Origin of the sequence: Rhizobium sp. NFACC06-2 (assembly GCF_900101425.1) — a bacterium.
GTDB lineage: Bacteria > Pseudomonadota > Alphaproteobacteria > Rhizobiales > Rhizobiaceae > Agrobacterium > Agrobacterium leguminum.
This window is the reverse complement of record NZ_FMVA01000001.1, coordinates 647,160-674,060: the sequence shown is the minus strand read 5'-3', so window position 1 is coordinate 674,060 and position 26,901 is coordinate 647,160. Positions and strand designations below refer to the sequence as shown.

The window sequence follows — 26,901 nt, the reverse complement described above, 5'->3', positions numbered from 1 at the left end:
TCAGGCGGCCGTGTCTGCAGGCGATTTCGCCACCAGCGAGAGCCTGTAGCCCAGCGCGTCGGCGACCTTGGCAATCGTCGCCAGTTCCGGATTTCCCTCGCCGCTCAGCGCCTTGTACAAGGTCTGGCGGGGAAGGCCAGTTTGCCTCGAAAGGTCAGTCATACCCTTGGCCCGCGCCACGACGCCCAGCGCATGGGCAAGCTCCTGGGCGTCGCCGCTTTCTGTGGCGTCGGCGATGTAAGCTGCAAGCGCTTCGTCACTATCAAGGTAGCGGGCAGCATCGTAATCGCGTGTCACAAGTGGCATGGTCACTCCTTGAGCGCTCTGGCCAGTTTCTTGGCTCTGGCGATGTCGCGGGACTGCGATGCCTTGTCGCCGCCACACAGCAATATGATGACGACATCGCCGTGCCGGACAAAATAGACCCGATATCCGGGTCCAAGGTCGATCCTGAGTTCGCTGACGCCTTCGCCAACCGGTTTCGCGTCTCCGGGATTGCCGTCCGCCAGCCGGTAAATGCGGCGTGCGATGCGGGCGCGCGCCTGCACATCGCGCAGACCCGCCAACCAGTCGGCAAACTCGCTTGTTTCCCGGATCGTGAGCATGGCGAAATGTAAACTGTGGTTGTCATTTCGTCAATGACGAAGCGTTCACCCCATCCGCTCGGAAGCATAACTTCCCGGGCTTGGCGGGAAGACGACGGTGCGGTTGCCGTTGATGAAGGTACGGTGGTGGATATGGGCGTGGATGGCCCGAGCCAGCACCTGGCTTTCGACATCGCGGCCAAGCGAGACATAATCGTCGGCGCTCTGTGCGTGGGTGATACGCACCGTGTCCTGTTCGATGATCGGGCCTTCGTCGAGATCGGCGGTGACGTAATGGGCCGTGGCACCGATCAGCTTCACGCCGCGCTCATAGGCCTGCTTGTAAGGGTTGGCGCCCTTGAAGCTCGGCAGGAATGAGTGGTGGATATTGATGATCTTGCCAGACATCTTGCGGCACATGTCGTCGGACAGAACCTGCATGTAGCGCGCCAGCACGACGAGTTCCGTGCCGCTGGTCTCGATCAGGTCCATCAGCTGGGCCTCGGCTTTGGGTTTACTCTCCTTCGTCACCTTTATGTGGTGGAAGGGAATGTCGTGGTTGACGACGACCTTCTGGTAGTCGAAATGGTTGGAGACGACGCCGACAATGTCGATCGGCAATGCGCCGATCTTCCAGCGATAGAGCAGGTCGTTGAGGCAATGGCCGAAACGGGAGACCATCAACAGCGTCTTCATGCGCTGGCCGTCCGGATAGATATCCGCCTCCATGCCGAATTTTTCCGCCACCGGCTTGAAGCCGTCGGTGATGGCCTCAAGGGTGGCGCCTTCTTCGGAGATGAAGGAGACGCGCATGAAGAACTTGCCGGTCTCGAGGTCGTCGAACTGCGAACTGTCGACGATGTTGCAGCCTTTTTCCGCCAGATAACCGGAAATCGCAGCCACAATGCCACGGGTCGATTTGCAGGCTACGGTCAGAACATAGGATGTCATTCGTTTTCCCTCAAAGACGTCGCGCCGGCATCAACCGGCGCAGTTTGGCGCGTTCCATAGCGCAGCTCCGCGGCGGAGCAAAGCGTCAAGACGAACGCAGCCAAAGTCATAGGGCGGGAAAGGGCAGCGCGCCGTGCCGGAAGCGACATGGAATGTTCCATGGCCAGCACCGTTTGGGCCAGCACGGCGACGCAGGGTGTTGCGGCAGGTTGCCGGCCTCAGGCGCGGCGCAGGCGCATCGCCGTGCGGCCGCGGCCGTCGAGCAGTTCCAGCGTGCCGCGGCGCGGCTCCAGCCTGAACGAGCGGGCGCCTTCCAGCGCTTCAATGAACTGCCGTTCCTGGCGCATGATGTCAGGCGCGCAGGCCATCTGGGTGGAAATCATCCGGCCGAAATCGATGCGATTGCGGCTGATCTTCACCTCGCCGCCGATGCCGTTGCAACCGGCATTGCCGGAAACGCGGCCCTCGCGGGTAATTTCCAGCGTCGCCTGACGGCGGCCGCGAACCCGCTCGCCACGGATGTCCTGCACCAGCCAGCGCCCGTCGATACCGGCTTCCGGCTCCGGCCGACCCGGACCCGCGCCGACGCGCTCCAGCACGAGATCGGTATCGTCGCGACCGCCGGTCAGCACCGAATAACGGCGAGTGGTGGTGAAGAGCAGCCGGTCGCGGTCGCGAATTTCGGCGCTCAGCGCATAGGAGCGGCGGCCCCGGATGTCGCGGTCATCATAACGCAGCACGAAGGGCACCGGCACCTGGCCACGGGGGCGAACGGTGGTTTCGGCAATCGTCTGCGAGGGCGCATCCGCCAGCGAAGCGTCGATCAGGCGCACGGTGACGGTCGCGCCCGGCGGTAAAGCGATGCGCTCGCGATAGGAAACGCTGCCGCGCAGGCTTGCCGGTGCGGCAGCCGCACCGCCCGCTGCAAAAAGCGGCGCAAGCGCAACAAGCCCGGCGAAACTGCGGCGCGAAAGAAGAGGTTGGCGGTCGGTCATGGTGCTTGCTCCGTGCTGGTGCCGTTCGAATTTCAGCGGATGATAAAAAACGGCACTGAACGGGCGATGAACCGGTGGTTGTTTTTTTACGCGTGAGCCGGAGAGGTCCCGGGCGAATGATGACGCGTGCGATAAGGAAAGCAGTGGGAAGGCAGCTGGCAGCCTCCCCACGGGTCTCAGCCGCGGAAACCGTCCCGCAGCGCTTCGAACTTCGCCAGCTGCCCGGCCAGCAGTTCCTTGTTCTCGTCGCGGCGGACGAAAATCTTGAACATGGCGCTGCCGGCGGCGTTCATGAACCAGACGGAACAGGAGCGGCGGCCGTGGAAGCCGCGATCGACGAAGGTGATGCCGGCGCAATTGTCCTTCTTGATGTGACCGCCGATGGGGCTGTCGCCGTGGATGTTGAACCAGCCGTGGCTTTCGCTGCCTTCCGGCAGGTGGCCCGGCACTTCGAACACGATATCGCCGGTCTGCACGATCATCAGGACTTCGCCCCAGCCGCGCATCTCGTTCCAGATGGCGTCGAAGCGGTCGGCGGCAGCGGAAACGGCGGCGCCTTCCGGCAGGATCGCCAGAATTTCGGCCGGCGTCACCTCGGCCTTGGCGGCGATGGCCTCCACGATACCGTCAGGTTTTTCGGCGAGCGCAGCGGCGGCGCGGGCCTGCCTGTCGTCGTCGGTCTTTTGGGCTGCGATGCTCATCGGGCGGCCTCAGGCGGCAATCGAACGGCGTTCGCCATTCTTGTCTTCATGGATGATGACGTCGAAGCCTTCGAAATGCGGGCCGGAGAGATATTCCACCTTGCCGCGGTTTTCGCCGGCCTTGGCGTGGGCGGCGCGGAACTGTTCGGATTTCGTCCAGGCGAGGAAATCGTCCTTGGTGGCCCAGACGGTGTGCGAGGCATAAAGCGTGTGGTCATCCGCCTTCGGGCCTTTCAGCATGTGAAATTCGATGTAGCCCGGCAATTCGCTCAGATGCGATTTGCGCTCGCGCCAGATGGATTCGAAGGTTTCCTCATAACCCGGCACGACGCGAAAACGGTTCATTGCGATAAACATGAAATTCTCCCTTTAAGTTTCCAGTTTGAGTCAGGATATCCAGCCGCGGGGAGGTTGGAAAGGGGTTCACGACAAAGCGAACAAATTTACTCCACTTATCGATTGCGCCGCCCATAAACATGTGTAAAGAACTCAAGATTAATTGGCGCAGGGAAAGCCGCGCCGGGTCGTGTTTCAGGATAGCGCCATGTTGAATTCCCGCCTTCGTTCCTTCGTTTTCGCCGCCCTCGTGCCTGCCGCAATCGCCTTTGCCGCACCTGCCGCCATGGCTTCTGACAAGGGCAATCCGGAAGCGAAACGCATCGTCGCGGTGGGCGGCACGGTCACCGAAATCCTTTATGCGCTGGGCGCAGGAGACCGCGTCGTTGCGCGTGACAGCACCAGCAGCTATCCGGCCGATGCATTTGCCAAGCCGGATATCGGTTACATGCGGGCGCTCTCGTCAGAAGGCATCCTGTCGCAGAAGCCCGATCTCATCCTCTCCGAAGACGGGTCCGGCCCGGCCGATGTCATCGCCATCCTGAAGGCAAGTGCGGTGCCTTTCGTCACCGTCGATACGCCGCCGAGCGGCGACGCCATCCCCAAAAAGATCGAAGATGTCGGCGCGGCGGTGGGGCTTTCTGACAAGGCGAAGGCGCTGGCTGGCGAGACCAAGGCCGGGCTCGATGCGCTCGTCAAAGATGTTTCGGCCGTGCCGGAAAAGGGCAGGAAGCGGGTTCTCTTCGTGCTTTCCACCGCCGGCGGCCGCATCATGGCGGCGGGCAAGGATACCGAAGCGGCCGCAATCATCGAAATGGCGGGCGGCATCAATGCGGCTCAGGAGATCACGGGTTACAAGCCGCTGACGGATGAGGCGGTCATTGCCGCGGCACCCGACGTGGTGCTGACCATGGCGCGCGGCGACCACGCCGCCAAGGCGGATGAGACTTTCGCGCTTCCCGCCTTCCAGTCCACGCCGGCCGCCGCCAGCAAGGCGTTCATCAGCATGGATGGGCTTTATCTCATCGGTTTTGGCCCGCGCACGCCCGCTGCGGGCCGCGAGCTGGCAGCCAAGCTCTATCCTGAGGTGGTGAAGCCGTGAGCCTTGCCGCCTTGAGTTCCGCTGAAGGCAGGGTTGCGGGCGACAGATCCCGCCAGCGGGTCGTCACTCTTGCCGTGCTCGTCGGCATCCTGCTGTTTGCCTGTGGTGTGTCGCTGGTCAGCGGACCCACGGGCGTCGGCATGTCCGAACTCTGGGCCTATTTCACTGGCGGCGCGGATCAGCTCGATGCGCGCGACAGGGTCATTCTTGAGGCGGTGCGCCTGCCGCGCACGGCGCTCGGCATGTTGATCGGCGCGGGGCTTGCCGTTTCGGGGGCGATGATGCAGGGCCTGTTCCGCAATCCGCTGGCCGATCCCGGCATTGTCGGCGTCACCTCGGGTGCGGCGCTGTTTGCGGTCGCGGCCATTTCTCTCGGGGAAGGCGCGCTTGCCACCGTCGCCGTGTTTTTCGGCCCGCATTTCCTGCCGCTCATGGCGTTTTTCGGCGGCTTGCTGAACACCTGGGTACTTTACCTGATCGCGACGAAGGATGGCGCCACCTCCACCACCACGCTCATTCTGGCCGGCATTGCGGTGGCGGCGATCAGCGGTGCTTTGACGGGGCTGATGATTTTCATGGCCGATGACCGGGCGCTGCGCGACATTACCTTCTGGTCGCTCGGTTCGCTCGGCGGGGCCACGCCCGCCAAGGTGCTCGCGACCCTCCCTTTCATCATCGTCGTTCTCGCCATCATTCCCTTCGTTGCCCGCGGGCTGGATGCGCTCATTCTCGGCGATGCCGCCGCCTTTCACATGGGCATTCCGGTGCAGCGGCTGAAGCGGATCGTCATTCTGGCCGTTGCCGCCGCCTGCGGGGCAAGCGTGGCGGCTGCCGGCTCCATCGGTTTTGTCGGCATCGTCGTCCCGCATCTTCTGCGGCTCGCCATCGGCCCGTCGCACCGCTTCCTGCTGCCGGCCTCCGCACTTGGCGGGGCAGCACTTCTGCTTCTGGCCGATAGTTTCGCCCGCACCGTCGCGTCACCGGCGGAACTGCCCATCGGCGTCGTCACGGCGCTCATCGGCGCGCCGGTCTTCCTGGTCCTGCTATTGGGACGCGGCGGTTTTTCCATGCGGAACATGTCATGATCAGGGCCGAAAATCTCACCCTCATCCGCTCCGGCCGCCGGCTTCTCGATGCGGTCAGCGTCGATCTGAAGCCCGGCAAGGTCAATGTCATCATCGGCCCCAACGGTGCCGGCAAATCCACGCTGATGAAGGTTCTCTCGGGCGAGATGCGGGCGGAAAGCGGTTCGGTGACCTATAACGACATCGACCTGCCGGCCTTCACGCCGGTCCAGCTCGCCCGTCTCAGGGCCGTGCTGCCGCAGAGCACCCAGCTTGCTTTCCCCTTCACCGCGCTCGAAATCGTGCGGATGGGGGCTGTCGCACAGGGCTCCCGCGCGCCGGAAGAGCAGGCCCGCCGCGCGCTCGCCAGGGCCGGGCTGCGCGGTTTCGAGCAGCGGTCCTACAACATGCTCTCCGGCGGCGAGCAGCAGCGGGTGCAGTTTGCCCGGGCGCTAGCGCAGGTGCCGAACCCGATGGAAAATGGCGAGGCGCGGGCGCTCTTCCTCGACGAGCCCACCGCAAGTCTCGATATCGGCCACCAGATCGCCGTGCTGGAAACGGCGCGCGATTTTGCAAGCGGCGGCGGGCTGGTGCTTGCCATCCTGCACGACCTCAACCTTGCGGCCGAATTTGCCGATCAACTTATTGTCATGCATGGCGGCCGGGTGACGGCGAGCGGCCCCTCCCTGGAAACGATCAGCGACGAGACGATTGCAAGGGTCTATGGCATTGGCGGTGTCGTCGGCCGGCTGCCGGCGCGGCATATTCCTTACGTGCTGCCGCAGTCGCGCCACCGTTAAGGACCTGTTCTTCGCCTCAGCTTTCCGGCCGGGTGGCGATGAAGAGCGCGGAGCCGAGCATGACGGCGGCGACGATGGCGGCCCGCAGTGGCGGCGGCTCGCTCAGGAACCAGAAAGCGGCGTAGCTGACGGACATGGCCGAAAGCGCCGCGATCTTGGCCTTGCGGGCGATTGCGCCGCGTTCGCGCCATCGCCGCAGCGAAGGTCCGAATCTGGGGTGGGCCAGCAGCCATGCCTCGAGTTTTGGCGAGGAGCGGGAAAAACACCAGAGCGCCAGAAGCAGGAACGGTGTGGTGGGCAAAACGGGAAGAAACGCGCCGACAATGCCGGTCGCGACCATAAGCCAGCCAAGACAGAGGTATAAAAGGCGCATGCCTAGCCGGTATCATGAGTTCACCACTCAGGATAGAGCGGCAGAGCCAAAACCATGCGGTCTCGTTGCCGCAGGTCCCAACCGCACCGGAAAAACTAAGGGGTTTTTGCCATCACATTTGCCGTGATCGGGCCGTTACGTCCTGTCGCAGAGTGCCTTTAGGGTTGAAAGCGAAGCACGCAGTCTTTATCCCCTTGGGCCGCGATGCCCGGAGCATAACCGGGCCGTCAAAGCTTAAGAAGAAGAAGGAAAACACCATGGCCAAGCTGATCCACTCGATGGTCCGGGTGCTGGACGAAAAGCGTTCGGTGGAATTTTACAGGCAGGCTTTCGGGCTTGAGGTTGCGGAACGCGCCGAGTTCGAAAACTTCACGCTGATCTATCTCAGCAATGCCGAGGGCGATTTCGAGCTGGAACTGACCGTCAACCGCGGTCGCGAAGTGCCCTATGCGCTGGGTGATGGTTATGGTCACCTTGCGGTCAGCGTGGCCGATGTGGATGGCGAGCACCAGCGCTTCACCGAGATCGGCCTTTCCCCCGGAAAGATCATCGAAGCCGATTATAAGGGTCAGCCTTTCGCGAAATACTTTTTCATCTGCGATCCGGACGGTTACAAGATCGAAGTGCTGCAACGCGGTAACCGGTTCAAATAAGCGCGATTATGGGAGAGGCGGGCATGGCAGAGGCAGGCGTCAAACTCGAGGATAGCTGGAAACGCGTTCTTTCCGGTGAATTCGCCAGCCCCTATATGCTCAAGCTGAAAGAGTTCCTGCTTGCCGAAAAGACCGCCGGCAAGCGCATCTTCCCCAGGGGTGCGGAATATTTCCGGGCGCTGGATCTCACGCCTCTCGATGAGGTCAAGGTCGTCATTTTAGGCCAGGACCCCTATCACGGGCTCGGTCAGGCGCATGGGCTGTGCTTTTCCGTCCAGCCCGGCGTGCGCATTCCGCCTTCGCTCGTCAATATCTACAAGGAATTGCAGAGCGATCTCGGCATTCGCCCGGTGGGTCACGGCTTTCTGGAAAGCTGGGCGAAACAGGGCGTGCTTTTGCTCAACAGCGTGCTGACGGTGGAAGAGGCCCGCGCCGCCTCGCATCAGGGGCAGGGCTGGGAAAAATTCACCGACGCCGTCATCCGCGCCGTCAACGACGAATGCGACCCTGTCGTCTTTCTGCTCTGGGGCTCCTATGCCCAGAAGAAGGCGGCCTTCGTGGACCAGCGCAAGCACCTCGTGCTGCGTTCGCCGCATCCGTCTCCGCTTTCGGCCCATAACGGCTTTTTCGGCAATGGCCATTTTTCCAAGGCAAACGCCTTTCTCCTCTCCCATGGCCGCCAGCCGATCGACTGGCAATTGCCGGAAACGGTGGGAAGCGACAAAAACCTTCTCTAGGCACTCATAAAATACCTTTACGCTTTGCGGTTGTCGGGATTAAAGATAACCGGACTACGAAGTGAAGGATTATGCCCGTGTCTCTCCTGTCTGCCGAAACCTCCGTCTCGCTGCCCGATCCGCTGTCGATCGTCGATGCTTTCGAGGATCATTTTTCCGAGCATATGGAGATGGAACGCGAAGGTACTACCGTGCGGTTCAAGACGGAATACGGCCATGGCAGCTTCAGCGCCGAGGGCGGGCGTTTCGCCGCAAGGGTGAGCTGCATTTCCGAACATATATTGATGTCGGTAAAGGCGATGGTCGCCGAGCATATCGTCGAATTCTCCGGCGAGACGGGGCTGGATTTCCGTTGGAGCGGCCATGGCGCAGAGCAGCGTGAGCTGCCCAATCTTTTCGTCGGCAAGGTTGCCCGCGCCTATAATCTGACGCCGCATATGCGCCGGCTGGTGGTTTCCGTCGAAAGCGGCATCGAAAGGCTGCTCTCCGGCGGCATGCATGTGCGCCTGCTTCTGGTGCCCGATCAGGCCCGCGCGCCGGTCTGGCCTTATCTAGCGCCCACCGGCGCCATCGTCTGGCCGGCGGGCGACGATCTTCTCACACGGCGTGTCTATACCATCCGTTCCGGCGATATCGCGCGCTGTGAAGTCGATATCGACTTCGTCATGCATGAGGGCGATCACATGCCGGGCGCAACCTTCGGCGCGACGGCGAAGCCCGGCGATGTTCTCGGCATCATCGGCCCGAGCGGTGTCTGCCCGGAAGCCGAGCGTTATGTCTTTGCCGGTGACGAAACGGCGCTGCCGGTGATGCTGCGCATGGCCGCCGAAATGCCGGCCGGCAAAAAACTCAGCGTCTATGCCGAGATCGACGATGAAGCCGAGCGGCAGGAGATCGTCTGCGCGGCAAATGTCGAGTGGACATGGCTTTATCGCCGCGGCAAGCCCGCCGGCACCGCGGGCCTCATCGAAAAGGCGCTGCGCGACCATGGCTGGAGCGCGGATCATGACGGCCTGCATGTCTTTGTCGCCTGCGAAAAATCCGAGGCGAGGGCGGCAAAATCCTTCCTCACCGACGAGATAGCTTTCCCGAAAGCATCGCTGCGCGCTGTCGGCTACTGGACCTTGGGCGTCGCCGACGATCATTGAGCTGCCTTATCGGGCCTGTTGAACAGTCGGTTTTATCGTTCATCATTCGGGAACAATCCGTTCCCGTTGTCCACTCTATGCCTGAGAGCGCTGTTACCCCATCTTTACGCCATGAACAGGGCAGGCCCCAACCGTGAGGCCCGCCAGGCAAAAGGGGTTTATCATGCTCAACCAGATCAAGGGCCTGCACCACGTCACGTCCATGGCGGCGAGCGCGCGCCAGAACAATAGTTTTTTCACCGATACGCTTGGCCTGCGCCGGGTGAAGAAGACGGTCAATTTCGACGCGCCTGACGTCTATCATCTCTATTATGGCGATGAAGTCGGCACGCCCGGCTCCGTCATGACTTACTTTCCGTTCCCGCATATCGCACGCGGCCGTCCCGGCACCGGTGAGGTGGGCACGACGCTGTTTTCCGTTCCAGAAGGATCGCTCGGCTACTGGCAGGACCGTCTTTCCAGGGCCGGCGTGGATGGCCTGAAGGCCGATGAAGCCTTCGGCAACAAGCGCCTGCATTTTGCAGGTCCCGATGGCGACGGTTTTGCGCTGGTCGAGGTCAGGGATGACAACCGTGCGCAGTGGATCGGCAACGGCGTCGGCGTGGATCAGGCGATCCATGGTTTTCAGGGCGCCTCGCTGCGTCTTCGCGATGAAGGTGCGACGGCCGAGCTTTTGAAATTCATGGGCTATCAGGAAGTGGATCGTCAGGATGGCGTTCTGCGCCTCGGCATTCCCGGCGGCAACGGTGCCGACTTCATCGACATCGAAACCATGCCGAATATTTCTGGCGCGCGGCTGGGTGCGGGGTCCGTGCACCACATCGCCTTTGCGGTCGAAAACCGTGAAAAGCAGCTGGAGGTGCGCAAGGCGCTGATGGATACTGGCTATCAGGTGACGCCGGTGATCGACCGCGATTATTTCTGGGCGATCTATTTCCGCACGCCGGGCGGGGTGCTGTTCGAAGTGGCCACCAACGAACCCGGTTTCGACCGCGACGAGGACACCGCCCATCTCGGCGAGGCGCTGAAGCTGCCGACCCAGCACGCGCATCTGCGCTCCGTGCTTGAAGAGCATCTGGAGCCGCTGGGGGACGAGAAGGGAGCTTAACCGCTCGATAGCGCTTGGCAGGACGTTGCGACCTGCTTCTTCTCCCCGCCGGGGAGAAGGTGGCCCGAAGGGTCGGATGAGGGGGTAACGTTGCCGGATTTCGGAGAGCTTGCCCCCTCATCCCGCTGCCGCGGACTTCTCCCCGGCGGGGAGAAGACACAAGCCGCGTCCGTTCGCTTCATATGATTGCTCCGCTTGGCCGAAGAGGCCTTGCGGAAGCCGTTGAACCTCTTCCTTTCAGAAAGGATACTCCCATGACCAGGGATGGCTATTTCCACAAATCCCGCGCCGGCGCTGCCGGTGCACCGCTCTTCGTTTTGCTGCACGGCACCGGCGGCGATGAAAACCAGTTCTTCGATTTCGGCTCGCGCCTGCTGCCTGAGGCGACCATTCTCTCACCCGTCGGCGATGTCTCCGAACATGGCGCGGCGCGGTTTTTCCGGCGCACGGGAGAGGGTGTCTACGACATGGCCGACCTTCAACGGGCGACCGTCAAGATGGTGGATTTCATCAAGGCGAACCGGGAGCATTATCAGGCCGGTCCGGTCATCGGCCTCGGTTTTTCCAACGGCGCGAATATTCTCGCCAATGTGCTGATCGAAGAACCCGGGCTTTTCGACGCCGCGGTGCTGATGCATCCGCTCATCCCGCTCGAACCGAAAATCTTGCCCGCCAAGGCTTCGCGCCGGGTGTTGATCACGGCCGGCGAGCGCGATCCGATCTGCCCGGTGCCGCTGACGAAGGCGCTGGAACAGAGCCTCAAGGCGCAGGGCGGCACGGTGGAAACCGTGTGGCATCCGGGCGGGCATGAAATCCGCTCCGGCGAGATCGATGCGGTCAGGGGTTTTCTGGCGGCTTATAACGCTTAGCTGGATGTCTGCGCTATGCCGGCTTTCAAGCCGGCATTCGCCTGTGCTGCCGCCTCAGCGATATCCGCATTGCTGCAGCTGCGCCTCGTAACGCAGCGCCATGTTGGCGGAGCGGCGGGCGGCCTTCTGGACCGCGGAATTGTTGCGCCAGCTGCCCTTCGCATAACCGGCATGGCCGGAATAATAGGCGAGGTAGAGATTATAGGGGTCGTTCAGCGCAATGCCGTTTTCGCGCCGGCTCTTGGCGTGATACCAGCCGACGAAGTGGATGGCGTCGGTGAAATCGGTGCGGCTTGCCGACCAGCGGCCGGTTTCACGCTGGTAAACACTCCATGTGCCGTCCAGCGCCTGTGCGTAGCCGTACGCGCTCGACTGGCGTGTCCAGGGAATGAAGCCGAGAAGCTTGGTGCGCGGCGGCCGCGCATAGGGGCGGAAGGCGGATTCGGTGTAGATCGTCGCCATCATGACAGGCACGGGCACGCCGAATTCGCGCTCGGCCGCTTTGGCATCGCGCCGCCAGTTGTTGAAGATGCCGTTCCGCTGCTCGAAAATCGCACAGGCATTGGTCACCTGCGACGGTGCGGTGGCGCAGCCGGCCAGAACGAGCATCAGAAAAACAACGGCAAATACGCCACGCATAACGGAACCCTTTCGTTCCGCTATTCTTAAATTGCTAACCATTAACGTCGGGTTTTAAGACAAGGTTAATTCAAATGCCGCCGATCGGCCGGCCGTTAACCCGCTGAAAATTCCTGTGGCCGGGATGGGGCGAGGCCGCCTCCTGAGCGCCTTCTTTCAAGAAGCGTTCATCCCCGCACGTCCACGGTGCCGCCGGCCCGGCTATACTTGGCCCATCCCGGTCATCAGGCGTGCGCGCGGCGCAAGGTGGACGGGGCAGGCGGCCGAAACCGGGGAGTTTCCCGATGTCACGGTTGAGGCGGCCGGCATATGCCCATCCTCCAAACAGGAACCGGTTTGGCGGGCGGGTCATATGTTTCAAGCCGGGGCCGCATCGCCTGCAAACCCTGCAATACCCTTTGATACCCCCGCAGCGATGCGGCCCCCTTTATCGCTTCCCAACGTTGCCGCGGAATTCGCGGTGACGGTATCGGCGCATATTCGAAAAAAAGCGTCCCCTGTACAAAAATGAAAACCGATAAAATTGTAGCAATCGGCTTAAAGCGGCTGAAAACAGTGCTGTGCCATTGTGGGATCACAGACGGGGAGCGACCTCTTCAAGAGGTGCTCCACAAAACAGAAATCGAGACCGGCACAAGCCGGCGGATCGCAAACGGGGTATGAAATGCTGAAGAAGATTATTGCTGCCGCCATCTGCGGAATTGCCGTTGCTTCCATGTCCAATCATGCCGACGCGGCTGGCGCTGCCGGTTTTGCCCGCGGTTTTGCCGCCGTCGAGAAATCCGCGGCGACGCAGATCGGTGTTTCCGCGCGGGGCGGTTTCGATGGCTGCGTTCTTTCCGCCGGCCAATGCGTCTCCACCATCGCCGCGCCGCTGACGGTCGAGCGCCGTGAGGAACTGCTGCGCGTCAACCGCGATGTGAACGCCACCATGGGCGCGCTCGACGATTATTTCTCCGGTTTTACAACCGATGTTCCGGCAACGCCGTCGTTGAGCCTTGGAGATTGCGGTGACTGCGCCGCCATCAAGCGCACGGCCCTTGCCGGCGCCGGCTGGTCTTCCAGCGCGCTGCGCCTTGCCTTTTCCCTGAACAATGACGGATCGCTCGAAAAAGTGCTGATCGTCACCACCGACAAGGGCGATATCGTCCTTGGCAACGCCGTCTTTTCTCCGGCTGAGCGCGAAACCGCGCTCTGACCTTTCGCTCGAGCATCGGAAAGATTTTCGGTCCGATGCTCCATTCTTTCATGCCTGCCAGACTACGCCGGTTTTCCTGACCCTGTTGGTTCAGGAAGCCGGCGATTTTTTTCGTTCCGCGACGGCAATGCCCGCCAGCGCCATGATGAGAGCGACGATCTGATAGGTGTGCAGCGTCTCGCTGAGCACGATAACCGACAGCAGGGTGCCGAAGACCGGAACGAGGTTGATGAAGAGGCCGGCGCGGTTGGCGCCGATCTGTTCAACGCCCTTGATATAGAGGATCTGCGCGATCAGCGACGCAAAAATGGCGGCATAGACCACCAGCACCCAGCCCTTCTGATCCGGCCAGACGACGCTCTCGCGTGAGATTTCCCAGAAGATCAGCGGCACCGAGGTGAGGAGGGCGAAGAAGGCGGGAATGGCCATCAGCGTGCGCCAGTCGACCGCCGGTTTCCAGCGCAGGATGACGGTGTAGATGGCATAGACCAGCACGGCCAGCAGCATGATCGCGTCGCCGACATTCATTTCCAGTTGCAGCAGCGAGACCGGATCGCCATGCGAGGCGAGAAGCGCGACGCCAGCGATGGTGAGGCAGAAGCCGGCGACCTGGCCGAACAGCACACGGGTGCGGAACAGGATGAAGTTCAGCACAAAGATGACCATGGGAATGCCGGCCTGGATGACGGCGGCATTGATGGCCGAGGTGTGTTGCAGGGCCGTGTAGAGAAACACGTTGAAGGCGGTATAACCGACGCTGCCGAGCACGAGGAAATAGGGCAGGCGTTTTTTCACCACCGGCCAGTCCTTAATGAGCTGCGGCACGGAAATGGCGAAGATGATGGCGACGGCGAAGACCCAGCGCAGGAAGGTGAAGGCCATGGGGCTGATGTGGCCGACGGCGAGCTTGCCGGCAACGGTGTTGCCGCCCCAGCAGAGCGTGGCGATGATGAGGGCGATGTAGGCTTTGGAGGGCACGCTGATGTTTCGCTTCTTCACGGGGCGGGAAAACGGCTAAGGGGTGAATGGCGGTCTTGCGCCCGCGCTTGGCCCCCACGGGGCGAGATAATGCGGGAAATCCGCGCCTTGTCACGGAAAAAGCAAAATTCTCCATAAGAAACAGGGTCGCTTTCCGTAAAACAACACAGTATACATTCGCGGGTTTGGGTTTCCCATCGGGTTATCGGGCGCGCAAGCGCCATGAGCAGGAAAGCAAGAAATGACGAATGTTGTGGTGGTCGGCTCGCAGTGGGGCGACGAAGGCAAAGGCAAGATTGTCGACTGGCTGTCCGAGCGGGCAGATGTCGTCGTGCGATATCAGGGCGGCCATAATGCCGGCCATACGCTTGTCATCGATGGCATCAGCTACAAGCTTTCGCTTCTGCCGTCCGGCGTCGTGCGTCCCGGCAAGCTCGCCGTCATCGGCAATGGCGTCGTGGTCGATCCGCATGCGCTGATCGCCGAAATCGGCCGTCTGGAATCGCAGGGCGTGAAGGTTACCCCGGAAAACCTGCGTATCGCCGACAATGCCACTCTCATTCTTTCGCTGCACCGCGAGCTGGACGGCATGCGCGAAGACGCGGCCTCGAACAGCGGCACCAAGATCGGCACCACCCGCCGCGGCATCGGCCCGGCCTATGAAGACAAGGTTGGCCGCCGCGCCATCCGCGTCATGGATCTTGCCGACATGGAGGCGCTTTCCGCCAAGGTTGACCGTATCCTCACGCATCACAATGCGCTTCGCCGCGGTTTCGGTGCAACCGAAGTCTCGCATGAGACGATCATGGAAGAGCTGGGCTCGATTGCCGAGCGCATCCTGCCGTTCAGCGAAACCGTCTGGCTGCTGCTCGACAAGAAGCGCCGCGCCGGTGCGCGCATCCTGTTCGAAGGCGCCCAAGGCTCGCTGCTCGATATCGACCATGGCACCTATCCTTACGTGACCTCATCCAACACGGTTGCCGGCCAGGCCGCTGCCGGTTCGGGCATGGGTCCGGGTTCCCTGGGTTATATTCTCGGCATCACCAAGGCTTACACCACCCGTGTCGGCGAAGGTCCGTTCCCGACGGAGCTGAATGACGAGATCGGCCAGTTCCTCGGCGAAAAGGGCCATGAATTCGGCACCGTCACCGGCCGTAAACGCCGCTGCGGCTGGTTCGACGCCGCACTGGTGCGCCAGTCGGTCGCCACCAATGGTATTACCGGCATCGCGCTCACCAAGCTTGATGTGCTTGATGGTCTCGACGAGCTGAAAATCTGCGTCGGTTACAAGCTGGACGGGCAGGAAATCGACCATCTTCCGGCCAGCCAGGGCGCGCAGGCGCGGGTCGAGCCGATCTACATCACGCTGGAAGGCTGGAAGGAATCTACCGTCGGTGCCCGAAAATGGGCGGATTTGCCTGCTCAGGCAATCAAATATGTCCGTCAGGTCGAGGAATTGATCGGGGCGCCTGTCGCACTTCTGTCGACAAGTCCGGAGCGTGACGACACCATACTTGTGACTGATCCGTTTGAGGATTAATGTCCTCGGCGATCTAGATTCATAAACCATATCGGGCCGGTACGTCGCCGGTCACGACGAGAAAGTGCTTATGGCGGATTTTGTAGCAGTCATTCGCAAGGCCGTGGATGGCTTGGCGAACAATACTCCCGAAAACCGGGCGAAGGTTTACGACAAGGCGCGCAGTGCGGTTGTGCGCCAACTCGAGAATATGAAGCCACGTCCGCCGGAAGAATTGTTGCGCCGGCAGATCGCCAAGCTGGACGCCGCCATAGCCGAGGTGGACAGCGAATATGCCGAGGCGCTTCCGGCGCTGGAGGATGATGACGCTGTCTCTCCCGCCGCGGAAGAGACGGCGGCATCCTATTACCAGCAGGATGCTGCCGACGAAGACGAGGCCCGCGCCGCCGAGCCGGCAGAGGATGCCGACCGGGAAGAGGCGCGGCACGAGCCGGCCTACGAAGAGCCGGCATCCGCTGAACCCGCGCAATCGGAGCCGGCTTACGAAGAAGCGGCCGAAGAGGAAGAGCCCCGGCACGCTGACACCGCTGCCGATGAGGAGCAGCATCACGGCGCGCCGGAAGAGCTTTATGATGCGCCGGAAACGGTTCATGCCGCTCCCGCCCCGGCACACGCTTCCGACGAAACAGTCGGCACCTATTTCACAGGGGCGGATGAAGAGCCGGCTCACCAGTCGGAGCCTGAAACGGCGCTCGGCGCTGCCGATGATTCCGTTCCCTCCCATTGGGCGCAGCCGGTGGATGAGGATGACTGGCGCAAGCTCGATGAAGCGCAGGACGACGATGTGCGTCCGGCCGCCGAGGAATATGAAGAGGTTCGCAACGAGACCGACGACCGTCCGCTCGTTGCCGGTTATGCCGCCCAGCATTACCAGGAGCCGGAAGTAAGTTTCGAGCCCGCCCCTTACGAAAAGGATGAGCGGCGCGAGGCGGACGACCATTTCGGCCCCGCCGCCGTGGAGCATGCTCCGGCGTTTGGCGGCCGGCACGATTTTGACGACCATCGCCAGCCGGAAGAGCAGGCTCCAAAAAAGGCGGCCGTGGTCGAGGATTTCTCGTCCTATTTCCAGGATGCGGATATTGCCATTCCCGCCAAGGACGCGCCGGCGCTGCCGCGCGCGGATAACGATCTCTTCGGCGATCAGGCAGCGGCAAAGGACAACAAGGAACGCACGCCCTGGGACGATCTGGACGAGCTGATCGGTTATGACGGCGCGTCGTCCTCCACCCGTCAGGCTTCGGGCGAAACGAATGGCGTGGGCGCTGCCGCCGCAACCCCCGCCTATATGGTCAAGAAGAAGCCGCGCCGCAATTATGCGTCGCTGGTGCTGGCTCTTGTCGGCGTGGCGCTGCTTGCCGGCGGCGGTTATGCCGTGTGGATGAACCGCGATGCGCTGAACGATATGGTCGGCGGGCTGGTCAGTTCCGCACAGAACGGCGGCACCAGCCAGACGGCTTCGAACGGCACGGGTGAGGCGCAGACTTCGACACCGCCGGCGACCCAGCAGCCGCCCGCCACGGGGCAGCAGCCGACAACCCCGACCAACCATCAGACGCCTACCCATGGCGATGACGGCTCCGTCACCGGCACCAAGTTCACCCAGCGGCTTCTGGCCGACGGCACCGAGCGTGACGAGGGACCTGCCGCCGGTGCGAACGGCCAGCCGGTCACCGCCGAAGGCCAGTCGGTCTATGAGCAGAATGTCGCGCCGCCGCCCGCTGGCGAGGCTCCGGCCAACAATGCCGGTGCGCCCGCCGGAACGCCTGCCGGCACGCCGCCGGCGCAGCAGCCCGCCGCCGCTGCCGGCGACCGCATGTTCCTTTATGAGGAAGTGCTGGGCCAGACGGTGCCGACCGCCATTCAGGGCAGCGTTTCCTGGTCGCTGCAGCAGGAAAACGACGGTGAGGGCAAACCTTCTCCGACCGTGCAGGGCCAGATCACCGTTCCCGGCCGTGGCCTCAGCGCGCTGATCACCTTCAAGCGCAATATCGACCCGTCGCTGCCGGCCAGCCATCTGATCGAGATCGTCTTCTCGGTTTCGCCCGGCTTCGAAGGCGGCGCTATCGACAGCGTCCAGCGCATCGCGATGAAGAGCACCGAGCAGGATCGCGGCAACGCGCTGATCGCGGTTCCGGCCAAAATCACCGACGATTTCCACATGATCGCGCTCAACGACTTCCCGGATGCGATGAAGACCAATCTGGAGCTTCTGAAGAGCCGCAACTGGATCGATATTCCGGTTTCCTACCGCAACGGCCGGCGTGCGCTGCTGACCCTGCAAAAGGGCAATGACGGCATCGCCGCCTTCGACAAGGCGCTCAGCGAATGGGCGGCGGCAACGCCGGCGACCGGTCAGTAATGATTTAAGGGCGGCTCAGGCCGCCCTTTTCGTTATATGGCTGCGGCGGCGTTTTTGCGTTGGCGGGTGATGGGTGGGTTAGTTGGTGCTGGTGGGTGTGGCTTACCCCCCTCTGCCCTGCCGGGCATCTCCCCCACAGGTGGGGAGATCGATATGCCGCGAGGTCGCGGCCAACTCAACGGTCAAGGATGAAGCGGCGGTAGAGCGTCTTGCCAATCTCCCTCCTTATAGGGGAGATGCCTGGCAGGGCAGAGGGGGGTAAACGGCATACTCCGAAGCGCGGATATTTTCCCTACTGCTTTTCCTCCAGAACAATCACGGGTCTCAGAGACAGGCCATTTGCCATCGCCCGCCTTTTACCAACAAAAAATCCCCGGCCGAAGGCCGAGGATGATTCATGGTCAGCGCATTGGCGTCAGGCGCGTGTTGCCTTAGGCATCCACCACGCGCAAGGCGCGCGCAGCTTCCAGCGCTTCCTTCTGCACCGCTTCCTGCACCTTCTCGAAGGCGCGAACCTCGATCTGGCGCACGCGTTCGCGGCTGATGTCGAACTCGGAAGAGAGTTCCTCCAGCGTCACCGGGTCTTCGGCAAGCCGGCGGGCTTCGAAGATGCGGCGTTCGCGGTCGTTCAGCACGCCCATGGCTTTCGCCAGCATGCGGCGGCGGGTTTCCAGCTCGTCCTGTTCGATCAGCACGTCTTCCTGGCTGTCATGGTCGTCCACCAGCCAGTCCTGCCATTGGCCGGACTCGCCTTCGGAGGCCTTGATCGGCGCATTCAGCGAGGCGTCGCCGTGCAGGCGGCGGTTCATCGAGATGACTTCTTCTTCCGACACCTGAAGCTTCGTCGCGATTTCCTTGACGTGCTCCGGCTTCAGATCGCCATCGTCGATTGCCTGGATGCGGCCCTTCAGCCGGCGCAGGTTGAAGAACAGACGCTTCTGGTTGGCGGTCGTGCCCATCTTCACCAGCGACCAGGAGCGCAGGATATATTCCTGGATCGAGGCCTTGATCCACCACATGGCGTAGGTGGCCAGACGGAAACCGCGCTCCGGATCGAACTTCTTCACCGCCTGCATCAGGCCGACATTGCCTTCGGAGACGACTTCGCCGATTGGCAGGCCGTAACCGCGGTAACCCATGGCGATCTTGGCGACGAGACGCAGATGGCTGGTGACGAGTTTATGCGCGGCGTCGCGGTCGCCATGCTCGGCATAACGCTTGCCAAGCATGTATTCTTCCTGCGGTTCCAGCATCGGAAATTTACGGATTTCGTCGAGATATCTATTGAGACCGGCTTCGCCGGCTGTAATCGTAGGCAAACTATTGCGGGCCATAAAGCACCCCCTTATCTATGGTCTGGAACGGCACCCTCTTTGATCGGCGATCAACCCGCCGCAGGCACACCGTAAGCTGCGGGTCGTTACCGACCCCGCACGAACCCATCTGACAGATATGTACGCGCGCGCCGCGTTTCAAGCGAACGCTGCGTTCACACATGCGTTATGTTCCAGTGACACCTTCTTTGACCTGTTTAACTTTCGAACGGTAGATTCGTTCCGAAAAACCGCCAAGGCCGGAGCGCACCATCAGCTCATACATTACCCGCCGGCGCATGGGATTGTGCAGGCGCACAACCTTGGAGCCAAGGAACTGCGTTTCCACATGGGCAAGCGCCTGCAGATCAGGATCGGCGGCAATCGCGTTCGCGTAGGTTGCGTGAAATTCCCGGCGGCAGACATAGGTTTTGTATTTCGTCATGCCGAAGCAAACCAGGCTGTGGCCATGGGTGCGCAGGAAATCGGCGACGCCCACCGTCACTTCCGGCCATGCGGGATTGAAAGTGTCGTCGAAGACGATGACGCCATGCGGCGCGATCACTTCCATTGCCAGTTTCGCATCGGCCAGCACGTGGTGCAGGTTGTGGCCGCCATCGATGCTGAAGAAGCGGGCGGGGCCGATGCGTGAGGTAATGTCGGCGGGTGCCAGCTGCGTGCTGTCGCCCCTGATGATCAGGTCCTCATCCATGGCGAAACCCAGCCGGCGACCGTTTTCCATCAGGCGCTCATATTGGTCGAGGCTGCCATCTTCGGGCGGATCGAGATCGAAGAGATCGACGCCCAGCACCTTTTCCTGCCTCCCGGCGAATTTGCGCAGCAGGAAATAGGAGCGGCCGTAATAGACACCGATTTCCGCCATGCCGCCATGGAGGCCGCTTTTCGTCTGGGCCTGCAACAGCGCCTTGAAGACGAGCGCATCGGGCGGGTCGATATAGCCTTCGACGCTGCGCAACTCCTGAAAGATAAACCGGCGGTCTTCGATATTCATGCGATAGATCCCGTCACCATGCCGGTTCCGTTCGGGGGCGGATCGAACGAATGGCGTCCCTGCGGTTTTGTTTGGCAGGCTTGAAATCGGCACGGTTCGATAGCGGCGATTTCAGGCCTTGCGGGGCCGAGGAGGTGTGACGATTGAAGCGAAATTGGGGCGGTCTATAAAAAGGACCGACTGCGGAATATCGCTATCCGCTAATCTTTTTTTATTATCCGGGGCTTCCGGTAAAATGCATGGCGCAGTTTTTTTGACGGCGCCATGCAGGTTTTCAGCCACGCAATGCGGCGGTCAGCGCTTCCATGTCATCCGGCAGGTCGGTTTCGAATTCCATCACCTCGCCGGTGCGCGGATGTTCGAAAGCGAGCAGATAGGCATGCAGGGCCTGGCGCGGAAAGCCGCGGACGGTGCTTTTTGCCGGTTCTTCGAGAAGGTTCGCCTTGGTGCGGAAGGCTGCGCCATATTCGGGATCGCCGATCAGCGGATGGCCGATATGGGCCATGTGAACGCGGATCTGGTGGGTGCGGCCGGTTTCCAGCCGGCATTCCACCATGGAGGCGAGGCAGGTGGCATCCGGCCGTTCATGGTAACGCTCCATCACCTCGTAATGGGTGATCGCCTCGCGGGCATCGTCCGAATCCTCGTGCTTGACGGCGCGTTTGGTGCGGTCGGCGCTGCGGCCCAGTGCTGCGTCGATGGTGCCGCGCAGGGTGCGCGGGCGGCCCCAGACAACGGCCTTGTAGGCGCGTTCCAGCGGGCCGGTGCGGCCATGGTCGGCAAATTGCGCGGCGAGATGGCGGTGGGCATTGTCGTTCTTCGCCACGACCATGACGCCGGAGGTTTCCTTGTCCAGCCGGTGCACGATGCCCGGCCGCCTGACGCCGCCAATGCCGGAGAGGCTGTCGCCGCAATGGTGGATGAGGGCGTTGACCAGCGTGCCGGTCCAGTTGCCGGCGCCCGGATGCACGACGAGACCGGCGGGCTTGATGAGCACGATCAGGTCTTCATCCTCATATTCCACGTCGAGCGGAATATCCTCGCCCTTGGGTTCCGGGTCTTCCGGCTCTGGCATGACGATCTCGATACGGTCGCCGGGATGCACTTTCTTTTTGGGTTCGGTCACCGGATTACCGTTGAGGGAAACTTCGCCCTGTTCGATCAGCGCTTTCAAGCGGCTGCGGGAGAAGTCGCCGCCCACTTCGCCTGCCAGCCAGGAATCGAGGCGGCCTTCGGCGTCTTCCCCGGCAATCAGGACTTTCCTTGCGTCTCCGCCTTGTTTAAAGGGGTCGTTCATTCTTATTTTTCCGATCCATCAGCATTTCAGGGAACCCGATGACGCAGATCGAGCAAGACGAACAGGAAGACAAGCCGCTTGATCCGGCCATGGAAAAAGTTCGCCGCAAGATGATCCGTTTGCAGATCGTGTCGGGCTCCGTGATGTTTATCAGCCTTATGGCCGTCTTCGGTGCGGTTGTCTACAAGGCGATGGGGCCGTCGAAGGCCGTTCAGACGCAGACGGAAGCGCCGAACCTTGCCGTTCCCACCGGTAATGGCCCGAGGGCCGTCACCGCCAGCCTGCCGCAGGGCTTCGTCATCGATAATGTCAGCTATTCCGGCGGCGACATGCTGTTTTACGGGCGGCTCGCCAATGGCACCCGCAAGGCGCTGGTCTTCAACGTCGCGGCCGGCCGGTTCCTCGCCGATGTGACGGTCGATGGCCAGTGAGGCCGATAAGCTGCTGGAGGGGCGGGCGCTGATCCCGGTCGACGACCCGGCCGATCCGCGCATTGCCGCCTTTCGCGATATTCGCGAGCGCGACCTGACCGGGCGTCAGGGCCGTTTCATTGCCGAAGGAACGGTGGTGCTGCGCATGCTGGCCGCCGCCCATAAAGCGGGCGGCGCCTTTGCGGCCGAGAGCATCCTCATCCTCAGAAACCGGCTTTCCGGCGTCGCGGATATCCTTGCCGATTTCCCGGTCGATGTTCCTGTTTATGTGGCCGAAGCGCCGGTGCTGGATGGCATTGTCGGGTTCCACCTGCATCGCGGCATTCTGGCGCTCGGGCGGCGGATACGCGATGATGGGCTTGAGCAGATGACGGCAGCACTTCCTGCGTCGTCTCTGGTGCTCGTTGGCTGCGGTATTTCCAATCACGATAATCTCGGTGCGATGTTCCGCAACGCGGCGGCCTTTTATGCCGATGCGGTGCTGCTGGACGAAACGTGCTGCGATCCGCTTTATCGCAAGGCGCTGCGCGTTTCCGTCGGCTCGGTGCTTTCGGTTCCCTGGCATCGCGGCGGCGGGGCGGTGGCGATGCTGGAGCGGCTTTCCGAGGCCGGGTTTGCGATCTGGAGCCTTTCGCCGGGTGGTGAGACGGAGATACGCGATATTCCCCGATCCGAACGAATGGCGCTGGTCATCGGTACGGAGGGTGAGGGGTTGCCGCAATCGGTGCTGTCGCGGTTTCATACAGCGCGGATTGCGCAGTCGCCGCAGTTGGACAGCTTGAATGCGGGGACGGCTTCGGGGCTGGCGCTTTATCAGATGGCGGGGGTTGTGGGGCGGGTTTAGATCAGTGCCACTTTATCGCTTCGGCGTATGTGGCTTACCCCCCTCTGCCCTGCCGGGCATCTCCCCCTCAAGGGGGGAGATCTATATGCGGCACTCTTCAGCCCATCTCTAACGTTGCGAATGAGCGAGCGTTAGCTCCCAGCTGATCTCCCCCCTTGAGGGGGAGATGCCCGGCAGGGCAGAGGGGGGTAAGCCGCACACTCAACGCGGCGTACAACCACACCTACCGAAGACCTAATGTTCCCGCTTCTCCATCACCACCTTCGCCCGCTTCGCAAGGCTCTCCCGCCCAGATGAACCGGAGGCCTTGGCCAGCAGCCCCGGAATGGGCGATTTTTCGCCCTCCTGTGCGGCGGTGAGCGCGATCATCTCGGCGGCGATCCTTGCGATTTCGCGGCGGATGGGTTCGTCATTGCCGGTGCCGCGCACGTTCAGCAGGCGTTCGGTGAGCGCGGTGCCCTGATTGCGGATATCCTCGATTTCCTGCTCCAGACCTTGCGACACCGCTGGCTCCGTCACGACCGGGGGAGCTGCTTCTGCGGCCATCGCCGGTGCCGCCTCTTCTTCGGCGGCGGGTGCGGTTTCAAGCGCGGCGGCGGGGGCAGGGGCCGCCGGTTGCGATGGGCTAACCGTTTTCTCGACCGGCACGGCCGGGTTCGGCAGGCGGATAATCATGTCGTTGGCGCGGCCGCCGGTTGCGGCAAGCTGTTCCTTGAGGCGGGCGACTTCCTGGTTGCGCAGCGTCAGCATCGTGTCGAGATCGGCATTTTTCGCCATGAGCGTAGCGACCTGTTCCTCGAGCCGGGTGACCTTGCGGCTTTCGCGCGCAACCGCCGTCATCGCTTCCTTGTTGCGGGCTGCCACATCCTGCAATTCGCGGGTCGCGGTCTCGCCTTCCTTGCGGAAACGCGTGGCGCTCTGCTTGGCCTGCTCGGCTTCCAGATCGCGGGTGGCGGCGAGGATTTTCGAATCGTCCAGCTCGCGCGTCAGATTGGTGAGGTGGGCGGTGAGATCGGACATCTGGCTGGCGCGCTCGTTGGCGGCCTGCTCCTGCTGTGCGAGGTTCGCCTGTATGATGCCGGCGTGTTCTTCGGCGGCATCGAGGGCCGCGCGCAATTCGCCGATTTCCAGCGTCAGTTCCTCGATTTTCAGGGAGAAGCTGCGGTTCTGCTCGCCAAGGCGATACGCATCGCTGGAAGCGGCTTCGTTCGCGAGACGCAGCGAGGTGTTCTTTTCCCGTTCCGTATCCAGTTCCTGGCGGACCTTGGCGTTTTCGGCGGCGTAGAGCGCACGCGCCATGTCCTTCTGGGCGCGCACTTCCTGCGGGCTGATGGGCATTGTCGCGCGTATGCGGTTTTCCGTATAGGCGACGATGCGGCGGTGGATCGCGGGTGCGATCAACAGGGCCAGCAGGGTTGCGGTGAGAAAACCCAATCCGAAGAGAATGGCATATTCGATCACGCGGGACAGTCTCCGAAACTCAGATACGCGCGCATTCGGAAAGAGGGGCGCGAAAGCACGTTACGCTATTATTGCAACCGTGGGGAGGGGGCTCCCGGCAATTGCACAGGCGGTGTCGGCGCCACTTGTTTCTTCTCCCCGAGGGGGAGAAGTCCGCGGCAGCGGGATGAGGGGGCAAGGGTGGTGAGATACGGCAACGGTGCCCCCTCATCCGACCCTTCGGGCCACCTTCTCCCCGGCGGGGAGAAGAAAGATGCCGCACCGTCCCGTCTTATCAGAAGGGGTTCCAGGTCGGCTGCTGGGTGAGTTTCAGGTAACCGACATTGATGCCGAGGCGCGCGCCGATGCCGGTGCGGATGGGGGCAAGCGTTACGTCGCTGCTCTTCAGATAGGTCATGCCGACGCCGGCAACGATGAAGGCGGAGCCGCTCACACCGCCGTAACGGCGGTAAAGCGCATCGACGGAGGGCAGGTTGTAGACCAGCATCATGGCGCGGGTACCCTGGCCGCCATAATCGAGGCCAAGGGAGGGGCCCTGCCAGAAGACGGGGTGCTGGCCGGCATTCTTGGTGTAAAGCGTGCCTTCGCCATAGGTGAGCCCCGCGACGAAGGCGCCGGAGCCTTCCTGGCCCAGAATGTAACCGTTTGGAAGACCGTATTGCTGGAAGGCGCGCTCCACCACCTTGGCAAGGCCGCCGGTGGTTTCACCGAAGAATCCGTGGCCTGCATCCACGACTTCCTGGAAAGAATATTGATCGCTGTTCTGGGCCGCGGCCGGTGCGACCCATATCAGGAGGCTCGCAAGGAGCGCGACAATCTTTCCCAGTCCGAGGCGTGCAATGGTGCGGGTTTTCGTAAGGCGCATCGTCATGTCCGTCCGTCTGTTTCGTTAGCGCATCGGTTCGAAAATCCGAATCGGTTTTCGAAAGGGCCGATGCCCAGAGTCAAAGTTCTACAGCATGTTTCGCGCATCCTTGCGGATACACGGGGCTCCAGTGTGGCCTGTTAAGGCATTTGGCATTTTGAAACCATCCTATTAACAATCGGTTTACCAAATATGGTGTCATTATGGCTTAACAATTTCCACACCGTCCGCGCCTCCCTTGCGCAGGAGAGAATTTTATGACCAGCAAACTCAATATCACGCTGTCCGGTCCCGATCTGGCGGCTCTTCTGTGCAGCCGTGTGTGCCATGATGTGATTTCTCCTGTCGGCGCCATCAATAACGGCCTCGAACTTCTGGACGAGGGCGGCACGGATGACGATGCGCTCGATCTCATCCGCACGTCAGCCCTTAACGCATCCGTGCGGCTGAAGTTCGCCCGCCTTGCCTTCGGCGCTTCCGGCTCCGCCGGCGCGTCCATCGACACCGGCGAGGCCGAAAAAGCCGCCCAGGATTTCGCCGCTGCCGAAAAGAAGGCGGAGGTGAGCTGGAACGGCCCGCGCGCCATCGTTGCGAAGAATCGTGTCAAACTTCTGCTCAATCTCTTCCTCGTGGCTTATGGCGCCATTCCGCGCGGCGGCAATGTGGATGTGCTGCTGGAAAGCCCCGACGGCGACGCCAGGTTCGAAATCACCGTCAAGGGCCGGATGATGCGCGTGCCGGCCAAGTTCGTGGAAATTTACGAGGGCAGGCTGGAAGAGGCGGTCGACGCCCATTCCGTTCAGCCCTATTACACGCTGCTTCTGGCCGAGGAGGCCAATATGGCGGTGGAATACAAGGTGCATGACGACCGCATCGTGTTTACCGCCAAGACGGTTACCGAGTGACCGTTCAATCGCCGATCTGAATTTGTGAAAGGGCCGGGACCGCGTCTGCCGACGCGCCAGCCTTTTTCGTTTGGGGAGCATGTTCATGACACGTCTGACAACCGCTCGCCTTGTCCTGCGGCCGCATGCCATCGCGGATGAAGCGCTTTATCGCGCCTTCTGGGGCGCGGATGTTCCGCAGATCGAAGGGGTCGTATCGATTGCGCCGCTGGACCCGGAACTCGCCTTCGCCCGGCTTTTGCGTTTTCTGGGCCATTGGTCCGCGTTCGGCTTCGGCCCCTTTGTGGTGGAAGAGCTTGCCACGGGGCGCATCGTGGGCGAGGTGGGCTTTGCCCATATGCGCCGTGGCAACCGTGAGGATTTCGACGGCGTGCCCGAGGCGATGTGGAAAATCGACGGGGCGCTTGTGGGCAAGGGTGTCGCGACAGAAGCGGTGGAGGCGGCGCTGCGATGGTTCGATGGTCGCGGGATTTCGCAGCGGACCGTCTGCATGATCAATCCGCTCAACAGCCCGTCGCTGGCCATAGCCGCCCGATTCGGTTTCCGGCCATTTCGCGATACGACGTTCCGCGACAGTCCCGTTCGGCTTTTCGAGCGGATCGTTGATATCTAGAGCATTTCTGAACGCGGCTTTCTCA

General features: G+C 62.0%; 29 protein-coding genes. 15 read left to right on the top strand and 14 right to left on the bottom strand.

The window, feature by feature from the left end; translation table 11 throughout:
* The 6 genes from F3H58_RS03550 to hmuQ all read right to left on the bottom strand — a co-directional run bounded on the left by F3H58_RS03550 (position 1) and on the right by hmuQ (position 3,588).
* Positions 1-306: an addiction module antidote protein gene (locus tag F3H58_RS03550; RefSeq protein ID WP_026363923.1), complete on the bottom strand. Its 306-nt coding sequence runs from the start codon at positions 304-306 to the stop codon at positions 1-3.
* Between the two features lie 2 nt (positions 307-308).
* Positions 309-605, bottom strand: coding sequence for a type II toxin-antitoxin system RelE/ParE family toxin (locus tag F3H58_RS03545; RefSeq protein ID WP_149741214.1), 297 nt, complete (start codon positions 603-605; stop codon positions 309-311).
* A 45-nt stretch (positions 606-650) separates the two neighbouring features.
* Entirely contained in the window at positions 651-1,535 is an 885-nt protein-coding gene (purU, locus tag F3H58_RS03540; protein WP_149741213.1) for a formyltetrahydrofolate deformylase, read from the bottom strand.
* Positions 1,536-1,753: 218 nt separating this feature from the next.
* Positions 1,754-2,530, bottom strand: a complete 777-nt coding sequence (locus tag F3H58_RS03535) for a YbaY family lipoprotein (RefSeq protein ID WP_149741212.1) — start codon at positions 2,528-2,530, stop codon at positions 1,754-1,756.
* A gap of 176 nt (positions 2,531-2,706) precedes the next feature.
* Positions 2,707-3,231, bottom strand: a complete 525-nt coding sequence (gene hutX / locus F3H58_RS03530) for a heme utilization cystosolic carrier protein HutX (protein ID WP_020809737.1) — start codon at positions 3,229-3,231, stop codon at positions 2,707-2,709.
* A 9-nt stretch (positions 3,232-3,240) separates the two neighbouring features.
* Complete coding sequence (gene hmuQ / locus F3H58_RS03525; RefSeq protein WP_003522597.1) at positions 3,241-3,588, bottom strand: heme-degrading protein HmuQ; 348 nt, start codon at positions 3,586-3,588, stop codon at positions 3,241-3,243.
* Positions 3,589-3,775: 187 nt separating this feature from the next.
* Between hmuQ and F3H58_RS03520 the strand changes: the two genes are divergently transcribed.
* From F3H58_RS03520 to F3H58_RS03510, 3 genes are read left to right on the top strand one after another with little or no spacing between them, the layout of a single operon-like run.
* Positions 3,776-4,669: a heme/hemin ABC transporter substrate-binding protein gene (locus F3H58_RS03520; RefSeq protein ID WP_149741211.1), complete on the top strand. Its 894-nt coding sequence runs from the start codon at positions 3,776-3,778 to the stop codon at positions 4,667-4,669.
* Positions 4,666-5,754, top strand: coding sequence for a FecCD family ABC transporter permease (locus F3H58_RS03515; protein WP_149741210.1), 1,089 nt, complete (start codon positions 4,666-4,668; stop codon positions 5,752-5,754). Before F3H58_RS03520 ends, F3H58_RS03515 begins: the two co-directional genes overlap by 4 nt.
* Positions 5,751-6,533: a heme ABC transporter ATP-binding protein gene (locus tag F3H58_RS03510; RefSeq protein WP_149741209.1), complete on the top strand. Its 783-nt coding sequence runs from the start codon at positions 5,751-5,753 to the stop codon at positions 6,531-6,533. The genes F3H58_RS03515 and F3H58_RS03510 overlap by 4 nt, the downstream gene beginning before the upstream one ends.
* Positions 6,534-6,549: 16 nt before the next feature.
* Here the strand turns inward: F3H58_RS03510 and F3H58_RS03505 are convergent, their stop codons facing one another.
* Positions 6,550-6,906: a YbaN family protein gene (locus tag F3H58_RS03505; protein ID WP_149741208.1), complete on the bottom strand. Its 357-nt coding sequence runs from the start codon at positions 6,904-6,906 to the stop codon at positions 6,550-6,552.
* Positions 6,907-7,163: 257 nt separating this feature from the next.
* Here F3H58_RS03505 and F3H58_RS03500 point away from each other — a divergent pair, with 257 nt between their 5' ends.
* The 5 genes from F3H58_RS03500 (at position 7,164) to F3H58_RS03480 (ending at position 11,421) form a co-directional block, all read left to right on the top strand.
* Complete coding sequence (locus F3H58_RS03500) at positions 7,164-7,559, top strand: VOC family protein (RefSeq protein WP_080815914.1); 396 nt, start codon at positions 7,164-7,166, stop codon at positions 7,557-7,559.
* 23 nt (positions 7,560-7,582) lie between these two features.
* The gene (ung, locus tag F3H58_RS03495) at positions 7,583-8,296 is read left to right on the top strand and encodes a uracil-DNA glycosylase (RefSeq protein WP_149741207.1); all 714 of its coding nucleotides are present in this window, start codon (positions 7,583-7,585) and stop codon (positions 8,294-8,296) included.
* A gap of 71 nt (positions 8,297-8,367) precedes the next feature.
* A complete protein-coding gene (locus F3H58_RS03490; RefSeq protein ID WP_149741206.1) occupies positions 8,368-9,444 on the top strand; it encodes a siderophore-interacting protein in 1,077 nt (358 codons plus the stop codon).
* A gap of 163 nt (positions 9,445-9,607) precedes the next feature.
* Complete coding sequence (locus F3H58_RS03485; RefSeq protein WP_149741205.1) at positions 9,608-10,552, top strand: VOC family protein; 945 nt, start codon at positions 9,608-9,610, stop codon at positions 10,550-10,552.
* Between the two features lie 254 nt (positions 10,553-10,806).
* A complete protein-coding gene (locus F3H58_RS03480) occupies positions 10,807-11,421 on the top strand; it encodes an alpha/beta hydrolase (protein ID WP_149741204.1) in 615 nt (204 codons plus the stop codon).
* A 54-nt stretch (positions 11,422-11,475) separates the two neighbouring features.
* Here F3H58_RS03480 and F3H58_RS03475 read toward each other — a convergent pair whose 3' ends face one another.
* Positions 11,476-12,060 carry a transglycosylase SLT domain-containing protein gene (locus F3H58_RS03475; protein ID WP_149741203.1) on the bottom strand — a complete coding sequence of 195 codons (585 nt, stop codon included), beginning with the start codon at positions 12,058-12,060 and terminating at the stop codon, positions 11,476-11,478.
* 664 nt (positions 12,061-12,724) lie between these two features.
* Between F3H58_RS03475 and F3H58_RS03465 the strand changes: the two genes are divergently transcribed.
* Positions 12,725-13,258 carry a transglutaminase-like cysteine peptidase gene (locus tag F3H58_RS03465; protein WP_149741202.1) on the top strand — a complete coding sequence of 178 codons (534 nt, stop codon included), beginning with the start codon at positions 12,725-12,727 and terminating at the stop codon, positions 13,256-13,258.
* A gap of 90 nt (positions 13,259-13,348) precedes the next feature.
* On the opposite strand, the gene F3H58_RS03460 is transcribed toward F3H58_RS03465, so the two are convergent.
* Complete coding sequence (locus tag F3H58_RS03460; RefSeq protein ID WP_188128753.1) at positions 13,349-14,236, bottom strand: DMT family transporter; 888 nt, start codon at positions 14,234-14,236, stop codon at positions 13,349-13,351.
* Between the two features lie 241 nt (positions 14,237-14,477).
* Here F3H58_RS03460 and F3H58_RS03455 point away from each other — a divergent pair, with 241 nt between their 5' ends.
* Both F3H58_RS03455 and F3H58_RS03450 read left to right on the top strand, forming a co-directional pair.
* The gene (locus F3H58_RS03455) at positions 14,478-15,776 is read left to right on the top strand and encodes an adenylosuccinate synthase (protein WP_149741200.1); all 1,299 of its coding nucleotides are present in this window, start codon (positions 14,478-14,480) and stop codon (positions 15,774-15,776) included.
* A gap of 70 nt (positions 15,777-15,846) precedes the next feature.
* Positions 15,847-18,135, top strand: a complete 2,289-nt coding sequence (locus F3H58_RS03450; protein ID WP_188128752.1) for a hypothetical protein — start codon at positions 15,847-15,849, stop codon at positions 18,133-18,135.
* Positions 18,136-18,566: 431 nt separating this feature from the next.
* On the opposite strand, the gene rpoH is transcribed toward F3H58_RS03450, so the two are convergent.
* From rpoH to F3H58_RS03430, 3 genes are all read right to left on the bottom strand, one after another.
* Complete coding sequence (rpoH, locus tag F3H58_RS03440; protein WP_003522581.1) at positions 18,567-19,469, bottom strand: RNA polymerase sigma factor RpoH; 903 nt, start codon at positions 19,467-19,469, stop codon at positions 18,567-18,569.
* 166 nt (positions 19,470-19,635) lie between these two features.
* Positions 19,636-20,460, bottom strand: a complete 825-nt coding sequence (locus F3H58_RS03435) for a class I SAM-dependent methyltransferase (RefSeq protein ID WP_149741198.1) — start codon at positions 20,458-20,460, stop codon at positions 19,636-19,638.
* A 274-nt stretch (positions 20,461-20,734) separates the two neighbouring features.
* Positions 20,735-21,757, bottom strand: a complete 1,023-nt coding sequence (locus F3H58_RS03430) for an RluA family pseudouridine synthase (protein ID WP_149741197.1) — start codon at positions 21,755-21,757, stop codon at positions 20,735-20,737.
* 38 nt (positions 21,758-21,795) lie between these two features.
* Here F3H58_RS03430 and F3H58_RS03425 point away from each other — a divergent pair, with 38 nt between their 5' ends.
* Both F3H58_RS03425 and F3H58_RS03420 read left to right on the top strand, forming a co-directional pair.
* Positions 21,796-22,188 (top strand): hypothetical protein, encoded by a 393-nt coding sequence (locus F3H58_RS03425; protein WP_149741196.1) that lies wholly within the window; start codon positions 21,796-21,798, stop codon positions 22,186-22,188.
* A complete protein-coding gene (locus tag F3H58_RS03420) occupies positions 22,178-23,032 on the top strand; it encodes a TrmH family RNA methyltransferase (protein WP_149741195.1) in 855 nt (284 codons plus the stop codon). Before F3H58_RS03425 ends, F3H58_RS03420 begins: the two co-directional genes overlap by 11 nt.
* 234 nt (positions 23,033-23,266) lie before the next feature.
* On the opposite strand, the gene F3H58_RS03410 is transcribed toward F3H58_RS03420, so the two are convergent.
* A complete protein-coding gene (locus F3H58_RS03410) occupies positions 23,267-24,493 on the bottom strand; it encodes a hypothetical protein (protein ID WP_149741194.1) in 1,227 nt (408 codons plus the stop codon).
* Between the two features lie 274 nt (positions 24,494-24,767).
* Entirely contained in the window at positions 24,768-25,364 is a 597-nt protein-coding gene (locus tag F3H58_RS03405) for a DUF1134 domain-containing protein (protein ID WP_003522931.1), read from the bottom strand.
* A gap of 251 nt (positions 25,365-25,615) precedes the next feature.
* Here F3H58_RS03405 and chpT point away from each other — a divergent pair, with 251 nt between their 5' ends.
* On the top strand, positions 25,616-26,263 hold the full coding sequence (chpT, locus tag F3H58_RS03400) for a histidine phosphotransferase ChpT (protein ID WP_149741193.1): 648 nt from the start codon (positions 25,616-25,618) through the stop codon (positions 26,261-26,263).
* A gap of 85 nt (positions 26,264-26,348) precedes the next feature.
* Positions 26,349-26,876 (top strand): GNAT family N-acetyltransferase, encoded by a 528-nt coding sequence (locus tag F3H58_RS03395; RefSeq protein WP_149741192.1) that lies wholly within the window; start codon positions 26,349-26,351, stop codon positions 26,874-26,876.
* Positions 26,877-26,901 lie beyond the last annotated feature (25 nt).